At 63.7% G+C, this 14671-nt stretch carries 14 protein-coding genes; 10 read left to right on the forward strand and 4 right to left on the reverse strand.

Features of this window, described 5'->3' with window-relative positions:
• Nucleotides 1-15: 15 nt before the first annotated feature.
• Together hemB and HY30_RS19010 are read right to left on the reverse strand one after the other, a co-directional pair.
• Complete coding sequence (hemB, locus tag HY30_RS03280; RefSeq protein WP_034737062.1) at nt 16-1014, reverse strand: porphobilinogen synthase; 999 nt, start codon at nt 1012-1014, stop codon at nt 16-18.
• A 30-nt stretch (nt 1015-1044) separates the two neighbouring features.
• Entirely contained in the window at nt 1045-1581 is a 537-nt protein-coding gene (locus HY30_RS19010; protein ID WP_051614739.1) for a GNAT family N-acetyltransferase, read from the reverse strand.
• 62 nt (nt 1582-1643) lie between these two features.
• On the opposite strand from HY30_RS19010, the gene HY30_RS03290 reads away from it, so the two are divergent.
• The 4 genes from HY30_RS03290 (at nt 1644) to HY30_RS03305 (ending at nt 6978) form a co-directional block, all read left to right on the forward strand.
• Entirely contained in the window at nt 1644-2783 is a 1140-nt protein-coding gene (locus tag HY30_RS03290) for an isobutyryl-CoA dehydrogenase (RefSeq protein WP_034737064.1), read from the forward strand.
• A gap of 185 nt (nt 2784-2968) precedes the next feature.
• The gene (locus tag HY30_RS03295) at nt 2969-3418 is read left to right on the forward strand and encodes a hypothetical protein (RefSeq protein ID WP_155839230.1); all 450 of its coding nucleotides are present in this window, start codon (nt 2969-2971) and stop codon (nt 3416-3418) included.
• Between the two features lie 104 nt (nt 3419-3522).
• A complete protein-coding gene (locus tag HY30_RS03300; protein ID WP_051614741.1) occupies nt 3523-6054 on the forward strand; it encodes a zinc-dependent metalloprotease in 2532 nt (843 codons plus the stop codon).
• An 84-nt stretch (nt 6055-6138) separates the two neighbouring features.
• Nucleotides 6139-6978, forward strand: coding sequence for a TauD/TfdA dioxygenase family protein (locus HY30_RS03305; RefSeq protein ID WP_034737068.1), 840 nt, complete (start codon nt 6139-6141; stop codon nt 6976-6978).
• Here the strand turns inward: HY30_RS03305 and HY30_RS03310 are convergent.
• A complete protein-coding gene (locus HY30_RS03310; protein WP_034737070.1) occupies nt 6975-7244 on the reverse strand; it encodes a PilZ domain-containing protein in 270 nt (89 codons plus the stop codon). The two genes, HY30_RS03305 and HY30_RS03310, sit on opposite strands and share 4 nt — an antisense overlap.
• 134 nt (nt 7245-7378) lie before the next feature.
• Here HY30_RS03310 and HY30_RS03315 point away from each other — a divergent pair, with 134 nt between their 5' ends.
• From HY30_RS03315 to HY30_RS03330, 4 genes are all read left to right on the forward strand, one after another.
• Complete coding sequence (locus HY30_RS03315) at nt 7379-8440, forward strand: enoyl-CoA hydratase/isomerase family protein (protein WP_034737071.1); 1062 nt, start codon at nt 7379-7381, stop codon at nt 8438-8440.
• Between the two features lie 73 nt (nt 8441-8513).
• Entirely contained in the window at nt 8514-9218 is a 705-nt protein-coding gene (locus HY30_RS03320) for a DUF805 domain-containing protein (protein WP_034737074.1), read from the forward strand.
• A gap of 257 nt (nt 9219-9475) precedes the next feature.
• Nucleotides 9476-9970 (forward strand): MarR family winged helix-turn-helix transcriptional regulator, encoded by a 495-nt coding sequence (locus tag HY30_RS03325; protein WP_241765632.1) that lies wholly within the window; start codon nt 9476-9478, stop codon nt 9968-9970.
• 93 nt (nt 9971-10063) lie between these two features.
• The gene (locus HY30_RS03330; protein ID WP_155839231.1) at nt 10064-10756 is read left to right on the forward strand and encodes a hypothetical protein; all 693 of its coding nucleotides are present in this window, start codon (nt 10064-10066) and stop codon (nt 10754-10756) included.
• Here HY30_RS03330 and HY30_RS03335 read toward each other — a convergent pair.
• Nucleotides 10753-11334 (reverse strand): c-type cytochrome, encoded by a 582-nt coding sequence (locus HY30_RS03335; RefSeq protein WP_034737080.1) that lies wholly within the window; start codon nt 11332-11334, stop codon nt 10753-10755. The two genes, HY30_RS03330 and HY30_RS03335, sit on opposite strands and share 4 nt — an antisense overlap.
• 148 nt (nt 11335-11482) lie before the next feature.
• Between HY30_RS03335 and mutL the strand changes: the two genes are divergently transcribed.
• On the forward strand, nt 11483-13351 hold the full coding sequence (mutL, locus tag HY30_RS03340) for a DNA mismatch repair endonuclease MutL (protein ID WP_034737082.1): 1869 nt from the start codon (nt 11483-11485) through the stop codon (nt 13349-13351).
• Nucleotides 13352-13515: 164 nt separating this feature from the next.
• Entirely contained in the window at nt 13516-14667 is a 1152-nt protein-coding gene (locus HY30_RS03345; RefSeq protein ID WP_034737084.1) for an alpha-hydroxy acid oxidase, read from the forward strand.
• Nucleotides 14668-14671: the final 4 nt, after the last annotated feature.

Consider the following 14671-nt stretch of genomic DNA (forward strand, 5'->3'; position numbering starts at 1 on the left):
TTCAAGTATGACGTTTTACCCGCTCAACTTCTCCGCCGCTTCTTCCGCGAAGTACGTTATAATCCCGCTCGCGCCGGCGCGTTTGAAGCACATGAGGGATTCCATCATGACGCGGTCGCCGTCGATCCAGCCGTTCAGGGCGGCGGCCTTGATCTGGGCGTATTCGCCGGAGACCTGGTAGGCGAGGGTGGGGACGCCGAATGTGGTGGCGACGCGGTGGACAATGTCCAGATACGGAAGACCCGGTTTGACCATGACCATGTCGGCGCCCTCGGCGAGGTCGAGCGCGACTTCGCGCAGGGCTTCCTCGCTGTTGGCGGGATCCTGCTGGTAGGTTTTCTTGTCGCCCTTGAGGGACTTGGCCGAGCCGATGGCGTCGCGATAGGGGCCGTAGAAGCCGCTCGCATATTTGGCGGCATAGGCAAGGATCATCATGTTGGTGAAGCCCTCGTCGTCGAAGGCCTGGCGGATGGCGCCGATGCGGCCGTCCATCATGTCTGACGGGGCGACGATGTCGGCGCCGGCAGCGGCATGGGCGAGGGCCTGGATGCAGAGCTTTTCGACAGTGGCATCATTCGGGATGGTGCCGTCGGCATCGAGCAGGCCGTCATGGCCGTGGGTGGTGTAGGCATCGAGGGCGACATCGGTGATGAGGCCGATCTCGGGGGCGGCCTCCTTCATGGCGCGCAGGGCGCGGGGGACGAGTCCGTCGGGGTTCAGCGCGCCGGAGCCTGTCTCGTCTTTCCCCTCGGGGCCGATATAGGGGAAGAGGGCGATGGCGGGGATGCCCAGCTCGCTGGCGCGCTTGGCCGCGAGGGCGGCTTCCCTGACGCTGAGCCGGTCGATGCCCGGCAGGCTGCCGACGGGCACGCGGCCCTCGCCGTCATGCACGAAAATGGCCCAGACGAGATCGGCGGGCGTCAGCGTGTTTTCGGCAACGAGGCTGCGGATCCAGGGGGACTGGCGCAGGCGGCGCATGCGGGTGGCGGGGAAGGACTGGGGAAACTGGGTCATGCGCCGATAGATGCGGCAGATCGGGGCGATCTACAACCAGCCAATGCGCCGCATCATGAAGCAGCGCTTGGACAGGTCGAGGCTGGTGGCCTGCACCTTTTCAAGGTCGATCATCCAGTCGGCCTTTCTGGAGGCGGCAATCTCGCGGAAGCCGAGGCGGCGGTAGAAGGGGCCGTTCCAGGCGAGATCGCGGAAGGTGGACAGCGTGATGCATTTCAGCTTGCGGGCCCTGGCCTCGCTGGCGAGACGGGCGATCAGGGCGCGGCCGAGGCCCTTGCGGCCATGGGCCGGATTGACGCTGATCTGGTCGAGATAGAGCGTGCCGCCGCGCTGGGACGTGAGGGCGAAGCCGACGGCGCGGCCCTTGTGATCCCGCGCGACGAGCAGGTCGTCATTGGCGATGGCCTGCTCGAAAACCTCTTCCGGCACATGGTCGTGCAGGGCCTCTTCGGGGAGGAGGCCTGTTTCGGCAAATAGCGTGCTGGCCGCCAGATCGACACGGATCAGGGCAGGTATCTCATCGCGAGCGGCGCGCGTGATCGAATAATCATCGGGTAAACGGCGCATTGACTCTCGTGGCGGCAGTTTGTCATTGCTGACCAGTGTAATGAATAAGGGACAAAATGCCAATGAGCGCCATGTTTACAGATGAACAGGTCATGATCCGCGACATGGCGCAGAAGTTTGCTGTCGACCAGCTGCTGCCGCATTCGGACAGGTGGGACCATGAGAGCCATTTCCCGGTCGATGTGATCAAGCGCACGGCGGAGCTCGGCTTTGCGGGCATTTATGTGAAGGACGATGTGGGCGGATCGGGCCTGACGCGGACCGACGCGGCGCTGATCTTCGAGCAGCTCTCCTATGGCGACGTGTCGACGGCGGCGTTCATCTCGATCCACAACATGGCGAGCTGGATGATCGATACGTTCGGCAATGAGGCGCAGCGCCAGGAATGGGTGCCGCGGCTGACCTCGATGGAGCTGATTGCGAGCTATTGCCTGACCGAGCCGGGCGCGGGATCGGATGCGGCGAGCCTGAAGACGAAGGCCGTGAAGGATGGCGACGATTATGTCATCACCGGCACGAAACAGTTCATCTCGGGCGCGGGCACGTCTGACGTTTACGTGCTGATGGCGCGGACCTCTGACGATGGCGCCAAGGGCGTGTCGACCTTCATTATCGAGAAGGGCACGCCGGGCCTCAGCTTTGGCGCGAACGAGCGCAAGATGGGCTGGAAGAGCCAGCCGACGGCGCAGGTGATCCTCGACGGCGTGCGCGTGCCGGCAGCGAACCGGATCGGCGAGGAGGGGCACGGCTTCCGCTTCGCGATGGCGGGGCTGGACGGCGGGCGGCTGAACATTGCGGCCTGTGCCCTCGGCGGCGCGCAGCTGGCGCTGGACAAGGCGGTGGCCTACGCCAAGGAGCGCATGCAGTTCGGCAAGGCGCTGGCGGAATTCCAGTCGATGCAGTTCAAGCTGGCCGACATGGAGACCGAGCTGCAGGCGGCGCGCGTGATGCTGTACGAAGCGGCCGGGCGACTGGACGGCAAGACGCCGGATGCGACGCGCTGGTGCGCGATGGCGAAACGGTTCGTCACGGACACGGCGTTCAAGGTGGCCAATGACGCGCTGCAGGTGCACGGCGGCTATGGCTATCTGGCGGACTATGGCGTGGAGCGCATCGTGCGCGACCTGCGCGTGCACCAGATTCTTGAAGGCACGAACGAGATCATGCGGGTGATCATCTCGCGGGACATGCTGAAGGGCTAGGGTGCGCCGGATATCCGCACATTACAGATCAGTATACATTACAAAAAATTGTGGCTGATTTGCGCGTACAGTGATGATTTCGTGTTGTTCGTGCCTCGACATTGGGACGGCGATGCGGTGAGCTGTGCGTCCTTGTAGCGTGTGATGATGGAGGACCTGCGATGCATGTGGTCCGGAATATATGTGTGGCGGCGATGTTTGTGGGCCTTGGGGCCTGTGCGAGTGCGCCGCGAAGTCTCAACGATAATCTGATTGTGCCGGGTGACCGGGTTGGCGATGTCAAACTGGGCATGACGCTGTTCGAGCTGTTCGCGGCGAAGGGCAATCCGCGCAAGACGACGCCGATACCGAACACGCGCGCGACGACCTATTTCTATGATGGGCTGACAGTGGCCGCCGACGACAATGTGTACTGGATCATCGCGGACGATCCGAGCTATCGCACCGATGTGGGCGTTGGCCCCGGCGCCGAGCAGATCCTGGCGCGCGGCGCCTATGGCAAGCCGAAATGCGTGGTGACGCAGGATGATGTCACGCTGTACGGCTATGGCGACATCTATTTCGACGTGGATAATGTGTCCGGCAAGGTGAAGGATGTCGGCATCCAGCGGGATTCGCAGGCGTGTGATGGGTGATGCGGCCGCGATAGGCTTTTTGTGACGTATTGGGGCGAAAGGGTTTGAACTCCTTCGGGTGATGCGGCAGCTTGCGGGCAGCCAGACATTACCGGAGTTACCTTATGCGCCTTGTTGCCGCCTTCGCCATTGCTGCCCTTTCATTCTTGCCGCCTGCGTGTGCGGCGCAGCCGAAGGCGTCTGTGGCGGCGGAGGCGCCGGCTTCGGGTGACTGGGGCGCGGCGACGAAGGGGCTGACGCGGAGCGAGGGGTTCCTTGACCTCTATGTCGATGCCAAGGGCGGGCGCGTGCTGGCGGCGTTTCCGGCGCCGGACGGGGACGGGCTGTCGCTGCGGGCGATCCATTCGGCAGGGCTGACGGCGGGGCTTGGCTCCAATCCGATCGGGCTGGACCGGGGCTATTTCGACGAGGGCGGCATTCTCGCGTTCCGGCGCGTCGGCAAGAAGCTGGTCGCGGAGAAGGAGAACTGGACCTACCGCGCGAGCGCGGACAATCCGCTGGAGCGCAAGGCGGTGCGGGAATCCTTTGCGCGGTCTTTCCTCTGGTCGGGCGATATCATTGCGGAAGGCGCGGACGGCGCGCTGCTGGTGGACCTGTCGGGTTTCCTGACGCGGGATGCGCTGGATGTGCGCGGGGCGTTGAAGGCGAATGATGAGGGCGGCAGCTTTGCGATTGCCGAGGACCGGACGATGCCGGACGCGGGCGCGGCCTATGCCTTTCCGGACAATGTGGAATTCGATGCCTTCCTGACGCTGACAAGCGACGAGCCGAAATCGCAGGTGCGGGCGACCGCTGCGGATGCGCGGGCCTTCACGCTGGTGCAGCACCAGTCGCTGGTGCGCCTGCCGGACGATGGCTATACGCCGCGCGCGTTTGACCCGCGCAGCGGAGCGATTGATGTCGGCTTCTATGATTTCTCGGCGCCGCTTTCAGGGCAGGTGCGCCAGTCTTTCGCGCGGCGGTTCCGGCTGGAGAAGCAGGACCCGACGGCCGCAAGCAGCCCGGCCAAGAAGTCGATCGTGTTCTATGTGGACAGCGGCGCGCCGGAGGAGATTCGAAATGCGTTGATGGAAGGAACGTCATGGTGGGCGGATGCCTTCACGGCGGCGGGATTTCCGGATTCGTTCGAGGTGAAGGTGTTGCCGGAAGGAGTCAGCCCACTGGACGTGCGCTATAATGTGATCCAGTGGACGCACAGGCAGACGCGCGGCTGGAGCTATGGCGGCGGCGTGTATGATCCGCGTACGGGCGAGATGCTGAAGGCGAATGTCATTCTCGGCAGCCAGCGCGTGCGGCAGGACCGGATGATCTTTGAAGGGCTCGGCGGCACGGCCAAGACCGGCACGGGCGAAGCGGACGATCCGGTGGAGCTGGCGCTGTCGCGCATTCGCCAGCTGGCCGCGCATGAGGTGGGCCACACGCTGGGCTTTGCGCACAATTTTGCGGCCTCGGCGAATGACCGTGCGTCGGTGATGGATTATCCGGCGCCTCTGGTGACGGCGAAGGCGGATGGCACGCTGGACTTCTCGCAGGCCTATGCCGTCGGCATCGGTGCATGGGACAAGGTGGCGACGAGCTGGCTGTACGGGCAATATGCGCCGGGCAGCGATGCGGTTGCCGAAGGCAACAAGGTGCTGAGCGCGGCCTATGCGAGCGGCTTGCGCTTTGTCGACGATCCGCAGGCGCGGGGCACGGGCACGAGCCACCCCTATGCAAGCGTGTGGGACAATGGCAATGACCCGATTGCGGCGCTGGGCGAGACGATGCGTGTACGGAAAATTGCGCTTTCGCATTTCGGGCTGAACGCCATACGGGCCGGGCAGCCGACGTTTGACCTGCGCGCGGTGCTGGTGCCGGTCTACCTGTACCATCGTTATGAAGTGGCGGCGGCGGCGAAGTCTGTCGGCGGGTATGACTTCCAGTATGCGGTGAACGGGGATGGCGGCGGACGCGGGATGCCGGTGCCTGCCGATCGGCAACGCGAGGCGCTGACGGCGCTGCTGGCGACGCTGGACCCGGCGGTGCTGGACCTGCCGGATGCGACGCTGAACTTGTTGAACACGCCGCTGGATTCCTTCTTCGGGACGGATAGCGGCGCCGAATATTTCAACGGCGAGACGGGCGCGATGTTCGATCTGCTGGCGGCGGCGGACACGGCGGCGTCAACGACGCTGGGCGCGCTGTTGCATCCGGCACGGGCGGCGCGGCTGGTGGAGACGGCGCGGCGTGAGCCCGGTGCGCTGAGTTATGACGAAGTGCTGGGCGCGATTGAAGGGGCGGTGTTCACCGCGCCGGGGGCGCCACGGCAGGCCGCGATCCTGCACCGTGAGCAGGTGCGCTATGTGTCGACGCTGATCGACCTGGCGGCGGGCGGCAAGGCGACGCCGGAAGTGGTGGCCGAGACGAATGGCTACCTGATGGCGCTGGGCAAGAAGCTGGAGAAGCCGGTGGCGGGAACGGACGCGGCGACGCGGACCGATCTCGTGCGGCGGATTGCGGCGCACCTGGCGCGGCCAGCCGAGGCCTATACGCCCGGCGCGAAAGGCACGGACGTGCCGCCGGGCAGCCCGATTGGCGGTAGCAGCGCAGAAGAATGCTGGCATTGCGATACGGCGCTGCTGGCGTCAGATCGTTAGGCGCAATGTGCGCTTGCCTGCCGCCGTGTCTGGAGTAGGCTGATCCCACGAGACCGGCTGAAGTCGGCGGAACGGGAGAGACTTATGCATATCGAGACATTGCCCGGCGTGGGCGCGGAGATTACCGGCGTGGACCTGCGCAAGGTGACGGACGGGGAGTTTGACGCGATCCGGGCGGCCTATGCCGACCATGGCGTGATCTTCTTCCGCGACCAGGACCTCAGCGAAGAAGACCATATCGCCTTTGCCGAACGCTGGGCGCCGATCAATGTGAACCGGTTCTTCGCGGCGCATCCCAAATATCCGCAGATCGCGATGGTGGCCAAGGAGGCTGACCAGAAGGACAATATCGGCGGCGGCTGGCACACTGACCATTCCTATGACGAGATCCCCGCGATGGGGTCGATCCTCGTTGCCCGGGTTTTGCCGGAGACGGGTGGCGACACGTTCTTTGCCAGCATGTACCGCGCCTATGAGACGCTGGACGCTGCGACCAAGGCCGAGATCCAGGGCCTCAAGGCCGTGCACTCGGCCAAGCAGATTTTCGGGTCGCAGGGGCAGACCTATTACACCAAGACAGATGCCGGTGGCGAGCGGATCGGCAATGCGGCGGCGGCTGACGTGCTGGACGATGTGGTGCACCCGATGGTCATCACGCATCCGCTGAGCGGCAAGAAGGCGCTCTATGTGAACCCGGCCTTCACGGTGGGAATTGCGGGGCGGACGAAGGACGCGTCGATGCCATTGCTGGCGAAGCTGTTCGCGCATGCGATGAATATGGAGAATGCCTACCGCTTCAGCTGGAAGCCGGGATCGGTGGCCTTCTGGGACAATCGATCAACCTGGCACTGGGCGCTGAATGATTATCACGGCCAGCGGCGCATCATGCACCGCATCACGCTGGAGGGGTGCGCGCTGAACTAGTCTTCGACGGGGACTGCGTTCTCGAACTCGACGCCGGTCTCGCTGCCGCTCTGCCAGCGACGAATGCAGGTGCGCGCGGTTTTGAAATGGGGCATCCGCATGACGAAGCGCTCGGGCAGGTCAGTGCCTTCGGGCGTGACGATGCGGGCGCCGCCGGGCGACACGTCGCGGATTTCGCAACTCATGCGCTTGAACAGGCCTAGTTTGATGACGCCGGTTCCGGTAATCGGCTTGCGGCCGCCTCTGCGGTTTGGTGTCGTGTCCATGACGGCTCCTCGGGGACGCCGCGTGTCTGTATTGGGGCGTCCACAAGTATATATGCCAGAAACTGGTAAACAGATTGTCCTGTATTGCGGGGCGTTTTAAAGCATTCGCATAAGAATAGGAAAAGGAAACATTGATGACTGAAGACGTCAGGATCCAAGTTCATAAAGGCCTGGGGCGAATTACGCTGACCCGGCCTTCCGCCCTGCACGCCCTCAATGCGCCGATGTGCGAGAGCATTCTTTCGGCGCTGGAGCGCTGGGCGGAGGATCCGACCGTTCATCTGGTCATGGTGGAGCATGAAGAGGGCACGCGCGGCTTCTGTGCCGGCGGCGACATACGGATGCTGGCGGAAAGCGGCGCAGGCGATGCCACCGAAGCGCGGGCCTTTTTCAATGTCGAGTACCGGATGAATGCGGCGCTGAAGACATTCCCCAAGCCCGTGCTGGCGATCATGGACGGGGTGACCATGGGCGGCGGCGTCGGCCTTTCGGTGCACGGGTCGCACCGGGTGGCGACGGAGCGGACAGTGTTTGCCATGCCGGAGACCGGGATTGGCCTCTTCCCGGATGTGGGTGGCGGCTGGTTCCTGCCGCGCCTGAGCGGAGCGCTTGGCACATGGCTGGCGCTGACAGGTGCACGCCTGAAGGGCAGTGACGTGGCGGCGGCGCGGGTGGCGACGCATTACGTTCCTTCGGAACTGATCGGCAATTTGAAGAAACAGATCGAAGGCGCGGACTTCTCTGTGGATGCGGCGAACCTGCTGAACGAGATCCTGCGGACGCTGACGCATGCCGTGACGGATGCGAGCTATGCCCCGCATGTTGACGTTATCGACCGCTGCTTTGCGATGGATACGGCCGAGGCGATCGTGGCGGCGCTGGAGGCCGATGGCGGCGACTGGGCGCGCGAGCAGGTGGCCGTCATGGCAACCAAGTCGCCCGAGACCATGAAGGTGGCGCTGCGCCAGTTGCGCGAGGGCGCCGCAGCGGAGACGTTCGAGGACAATATGCGGATGGAATACCGCATTGGCTGGCGCAAGGTGCAGAGCGCGGACTTCCTGGAAGGCGTGCGCGCCGTGATCGTGGACAAGGACAATGCGCCCAAATGGTCGCCCGCGCGGCTGGAGGATGTCAGCGAGGCGGATGTGGCGCGTTATTTCGAGCCGCTGGGCGCCGACGAACTCGAATTCGACTGATCGGGCGCTTTGGGCTGGACAATCGCCTTGTATCTCGGCCAGAAAACGGGAAAGCAGCTGAGGCGGTGATTCAATGCGGGGTGAGGTTTTGAAGGCAGACAGCCCGGATGGGGCGGGTCTGATCCTGGGTGAGGATGGTCGGCGTTACCAGTTCTCGCAAGTGCAGGTACGCAATGGCTCAGTGCTGCAGGCCGGCCAGACGGTCGATTTCGTGAGCATGGGCGAGGAGGCGCGCGACATCTATGCGCTGGGCGCCGCCCCGGCGGCTGCACAGGCCGCAGCGGCGACGCCCTATCCGGCGGCGCCGAGCATGCCGGCGCCTGCCTATGCCGCGCCGGTGCCTCAGCCCAGCGATGGGCTGTGGACCTATTTCATACGGACGTTGACGAAGAACTTTGCCCAGTTCAATGGCCGTGCCCGCCGGGCGGAATACTGGGGCTATTTCCTGTTCGTGATAATAGCTTATGTCGTGTTCTTCATAGCCGATGTCGTTCTGAGCCTCGCGCTCTATGGGACCGCCTCGAATGGCGACCCGAACATCATACCCGTCCTGACGGCTCTATTCTGGCTCTATAACATACTGCCCGGCCTCTCCATCACGGTGCGGCGCCTGCACGACCAGGACCTGAGCGGCTGGCTGGTGCTGCTCAACTTCATTCCCTATGTCGGCGGCTTCATCCTGCTGGTCTTCATGTTCATGGACAGCAAGCCGGCCACCAACAAGCATGGGCCCAGCCCCAAGTATGCCGGAGCCATGACCGCCGATACATTCGCCTGACGCTGTATAAGTCTGCTTAACCAAGTATTGATGATGAATAGATGGCCGTCTCCTTCGCGAGGCGGCCATTTTTTCGCGTGAGGCGGGAGTTTCAGGGGCATTTTGGGCCTAAAAGCCGTTTCGCCGCAGTAACGGTTAATGCATTCGGCCAAATCTTAACGTTCTTCACTTGGAAAAGGCCTATGCTTATCAATTCATTAGGAATGACCGCGTAAATATACTCAAACTACAACAAAAGTTGAGTGATGGTGATACTAATGATGATCTCTGAAATGCAGGAAACTGCACCCCTTTCCGTCGGCGAGTCTTTCCTCAAGTCTCTCTCCCTTCTTGAACAGGCGCACCGTCGTCTTCACGATGTCGTCAAGGACGACCTCGAGCGCGGTGGTGAACGGTCGCTGACCGGCGTCCAGGCCCTGCTGATCTATGAGATTGGCGACGATGAAGCCCCGGCTTCCGTTCTTCGGGCCCGTGGCGCCTTTGCCGGCACCAGCCTGTCGTATAACGTCAAGAAACTTCAGGAAGGCGGCTACCTGATCCAGACGCGTTCCGAGGATGACAAGCGTACGGTGACCCTGCGCCTGACCGAGCGCGGCCTGAAAGTGCGTGACCGCGTGGCCAACCTGTTCGAGAAGCAGGCAACGGCCCTCGAGCCAACGGCGAGCGTACGTCATGACGATCTCTCGCAGCTGAACAAGACCATTTCGCGCCTTGAGCGCTTCTGGTCCGACCAGATCCGCTTCCGCCTTTAGGCAAAGCCCGCGCCCCAGGCGCCTGTATGGAAAAAGCCCCCGCAATCAACGCGGGGGCTTTTTTCGTTTCGGTTTCCACTATAGGTTTTTCCCATGAAGGGGACATGGGTGGGAGTGTTTGTGCTGGCTTTGGCCAGTGGTACCGCTGAGGCGGGCCCTTGGGCGCGTGACGATGGCGGGTTCTACCTGCGCGGGCTGGTCTCCAGCGAGACGCTTGAGGGGATCGATGGCTACCGGGCGGATGTGTATGGCGAGTATGGCCTGACCGACCGCTGGACGCTGACGGCCAAGAGCGAGGCCGTGGCCTATCAGGACAGTATCGGCAGCATTGACCGGCAGTCGTATCGGCTGACCGCACGGCGCCAGCTCTGGTCACGCAAGGGCTTCACGTTCGGCGTGGAGGGCGGGCCGGTCTATGGCAGCGCGATTGCCGGCACCTATGGCTGCGACGAGTGGGGCGCGGAGGCGCGTCTCAGTAGCGGCTATTCCGGCGTGCGGCGCAGCCTTGGCTATTACCTGTTCGCCGATGTCGCCGCAATCAGCCATCAGGACGGCTGTCTGCGCGAGCGGGCGGAATTGGGCTATGGCGCCGACATCAGCGACCGTATCTTCGTGACGCAGCAGGTATGGCTTGAGCGCAGCAATGACAGTGCGGATTCAAACAAGTACGAGTCGCAGATCGGCTATCACCTGGGCCATATTGACGTGGCCGTCGGCTATCGCGAGGAATTTGGCGGAGCCTATGAGGAGAGCGCCTGGCTGGTGGCGCTCACCACACGGCGCTAGGGCTGCGGCGCTTCTTCGGCCGGGGCGTCTGCTGCAGGGGCGGTGTAGCCGGTTTCCAGCATCAGGTAAGCGATGAGGCCATCACGATCTTCGGCCTTGCGGACACCCGCGAAGCTCATGCGGTTTCCGGGCAGGTAGGCGCGCGGATTGGTGAGCCATTCGTCGAGATGGTGCGGCTCCCAGATGAAATCGGCATTCTTGAGCGCGTCGGAATAGGCAAAGCCCGGAAGTGAGCCGGCTTCGCGGCCGAAAAGACCGTGCAGGTTCGGACCAACCAGATTGCCGGCGCCTTCAGCCGTCAGGTGGCAGGACTGGCAAAGCTTGAACGTGCGCTTGCCGCGCGCATAGTCGGCCGTGTTGTAGGGAGCGGGCAAGCTGGCGAATTCAGGGCTCGGCTCGCCGGGCGCGGTGGCAACGGGGGCAGGCGCAGGGGCGGGCGTTTCGGCGACGGTCGGGGCCGGTGCAGGAGCGGTCGCAGGCGTTGCGGTGGCGGCAGACGGACTTGCTTCGTCTGCGCCGGAGCCGCCGCATGCGGCAATCATGGCGAGGGCGGCGATTGCGGCAACGGGCTTCAGCATGGTCTTTGTATCCTCTTGAGACAGTCGAGGCGCAATGTGAGCCGAAGCGTTGCGGGTTGCAACCGCCTGAAACGCGACACTTCGCGCTGACATGCATGGCCTGATGCGGGGCCGCGACAAAAGCCGCCCGCTGGGCTAGGATTTCATTATGCCTGATTCCGTTCGCCCCCAGCCGCAGATACGCAAACTGCCCCATGATGTGGTCAACCGCATCGCGGCTGGTGAAGTGGTCGAGCGGCCCGCCGCTGCCGTCAAGGAATTGGTGGAGAATGCGCTCGATGCGGGGGCAACCCGTATCAGCATTGCCATAGAGGATGGCGGCCTGAAGCGGATGACGATTGAGGATGACGGCTGTGGCATGTCATCGGATGACCTGCTGCTGGCACTGGAGCGCCACGCGACATCCAAGCTGGCGCCGGGCGAGGATGGCCGTGTTGACCTCTTGAACATCCACACGATGGGATTTCGCGGCGAGGCGCTGCCCTCGATTGCGTCGGTGAGCCGGATCACCATCACGTCGCGTGCGCCGGGCGAGGACGCGGCGGATGTGTTTGTCGAGGCGGGGCGGATCGAAGGGCCCCGGCCAGCGGCGTTTACCGGACGCGGCGAGACGGGAACGCGCATTGAAGTGCGCGACCTGTTCCATGCGACGCCTGCGCGGCTGAAATTCATGAAGGGCGAGCGGTCCGAGACCATCGCCGTGTCGGATGTGGTCAAGCGGCTCGCCATGGCGAATCCGACCGTGGCGTTCAGCCTGGAAAGCAATGGACGCAGCCTGTTCCGGCATGCGGCAGAGCCCGAGGGCGAGGACGGTCAGCTCTCGCGCCTTGGCGCCATCATGGGCCGGGACTTCCGCGACAACGCCGTGGCGATCGATGCCGAGCGCGAGGGCGTGCGGCTGACAGGCTTTGCGGGCCTGCCGACGCTCAACCGTGGCAATGCGCAGATGCAGTTCATGTTCGTCAACGGACGGCCCGTCAAGGACCGTATGCTCAACGGCGTGATCCGTGCGGCCTATCAGGACTTCCTGGCGCGTGACCGCCACCCGATGGCCGCGCTGTTCGTGGAGCTGGACCCGGAATATGTGGACGTGAACGTGCACCCGGCGAAGACCGAAGTGCGCTTTCGGGATGCCGGGAATGTTCGGGGGCTGATGATCGGCGCGCTGCGGCACTCGCTGGCCGCGGCGGGGCACCGGGCCTCGACGACGGTAGCGGGTTTTGCGCTTGGCAAGGCGAAGGCCGAAGCGCCGATGCCGAGCGGGGCGCTGTTTGCATCGCGGCCTGCCTATGGGGCGAACGACGGCTATGGGGCGGCGCGGCCCCCGGCAAATACCTATCAGCCGGCGGCGTTCGCAGAGCCGGTGCATGAAGCCTATGACGCAGAGAATGCGCCAACGGCGCGGATGGAGCCGGTGCCAATGCCTGCGCAGGGAAATTTCCCGCTGGGTGTGGCGCGGGCGCAGCTGCACGAGACCTATATCGTGGCACAGACGGCGGACGGCATCGTGATTGTCGACCAGCATGCCGCGCACGAGCGGCTCGTCTATGAAGACATGAAGCGCCAGATGGCGGCAGGCGGCGTGAAGCGGCAGGCGCTGCTGATACCGGACGTGGTGGAGCTGACCGAGGACGAGGCCGCGCGCGTGCTGGAGCGGGCGGATGAGCTGGCCGATCTTGGGCTGGAGATCGAGGCATTCGGTGCGGGCGCCGTTTGCGTGCGGGCGACGCCGGCGCTGTTCGGCGAGATGGATGCGATTGGTCTTATCCGCGATTTGGCCGATGACTTTGCCGAGTATGAGGCGGGTCTGGCGCTGAAGGAACGGTTCGAGGAAGTGATGGGCAACATGGCCTGCCGAGGATCTGTGCGTGCCGGACGACGACTGAACGGGGACGAGATGAATGCCCTGCTGCGCCAAATGGAGGCGACGCCCCATTCCGGCCAGTGCAATCATGGCCGCCCAACCTATGTGGAGCTTAAGCTGGCCGATGTTGAGCGCCTGTTCGGGCGGCGCTAGGGGGGGCTTCCGGCGCCTCCGCGTTCACATGCGGACAGATCAGGGGCTGCGAAATTCGTCTGGAAATCGGCTCGCATATGCGGCGCATTTCTTTGCCATTTACGTTGCGCAAGCACCTGTTCGTGTGATTGCGCGAGGGGCAATTCCTGCCTAGTGTCCCGCCCATGAACCGGGTTTCACAAGCGATCAATATCAATGACCTGCGTACGCTGGCGAAGCGTCGCCTGCCGCGCATGGTGTTTGATTATATCGACGGCGGAGCCGAGGATGAGCTGACCCTGCGCCAGTCGGTGGACCGGTTTGCCGACTATGGATGGCAATGGAACTCACTGGTTGATAGTTCGCACATCGATACCAGTACGACCGTTCTGGGCGAGACGATTGCCCAGCCGTTCTTCATTTCGCCGACGGCAGCCTCGCGCCTGTTCCATCCACGCAAGGGCGAGCTGGCGGTGGCCGCGGCGGCGCAGAAGGCGGGCATTGCCTATTCGGTGTCGACTCTTGGCAGCCAGACGCTGGAGGATATTGCAGCGGTTGCGCCGGACGTACCGAAATTCATCCAGCTCTATGTCTGGAAAGATCGTGGCATCGTGCGAGAGTTCATGGCGCGGGCCAAGGCGGCGGGGTATACGGGCTGTATACTGACGGTGGATGCGACCGTTGCCGGCCTGCGCGAGCGTGACCCGCGTAATGGCTTTTCCATTCCACCGCGTATCAACGCGAAGACGGCGACGCAGGCGATGGCGAAACCCGGCTACCTCTTCGACATGTTTACGTCATCGTCGATCGGACCGGCCAATTTCGAGAGCGTCGATATGGGCGGGCGCGATGTGATGGCCGTGATCAACGAGCTGTTTGACCCGACCATGTGCTGGAAGGATCTTGAATGGTTCGTCAATGAATGGGGCGGCCCGTTCGCCGTGAAAGGGCTGAGCACGGCAGCAGATGCGCGCCGGGCGGTGGATAGCGGAGCAAGCGCGGTCTGGGTGTCGAACCATGGCGGGCGGCAGATCGATACATCCGTACCGGTGATCGACCTGTTGCCGGAAATCCGCGCGGCGGTTGGCACGGGCGTCGAGATCATTGCCGATGGCGGCGTGCGGCGGGGCGCCCATGTGCTGAAGCTGCTGGCGCGCGGGGCCAATAGCGTGGCCCTGGGGCGTGCCTATCTCTACGGCCTGGCAGCCGGGGGCGAAGCCGGTGTGACGCGGGCGCTTGATATACTCGCAGCGGATGTCAGGCGCGGCCTGTCACTGCTCGGCGTGCCGAACGTGGCGGACCTGGACGGCACATTGCTGAGACTGTGCCGCCCGTAAGTCG

It is taken from the genome of Hyphomonas chukchiensis, assembly GCF_000682695.1.
GTDB lineage: Bacteria > Pseudomonadota > Alphaproteobacteria > Caulobacterales > Hyphomonadaceae > Hyphomonas > Hyphomonas chukchiensis.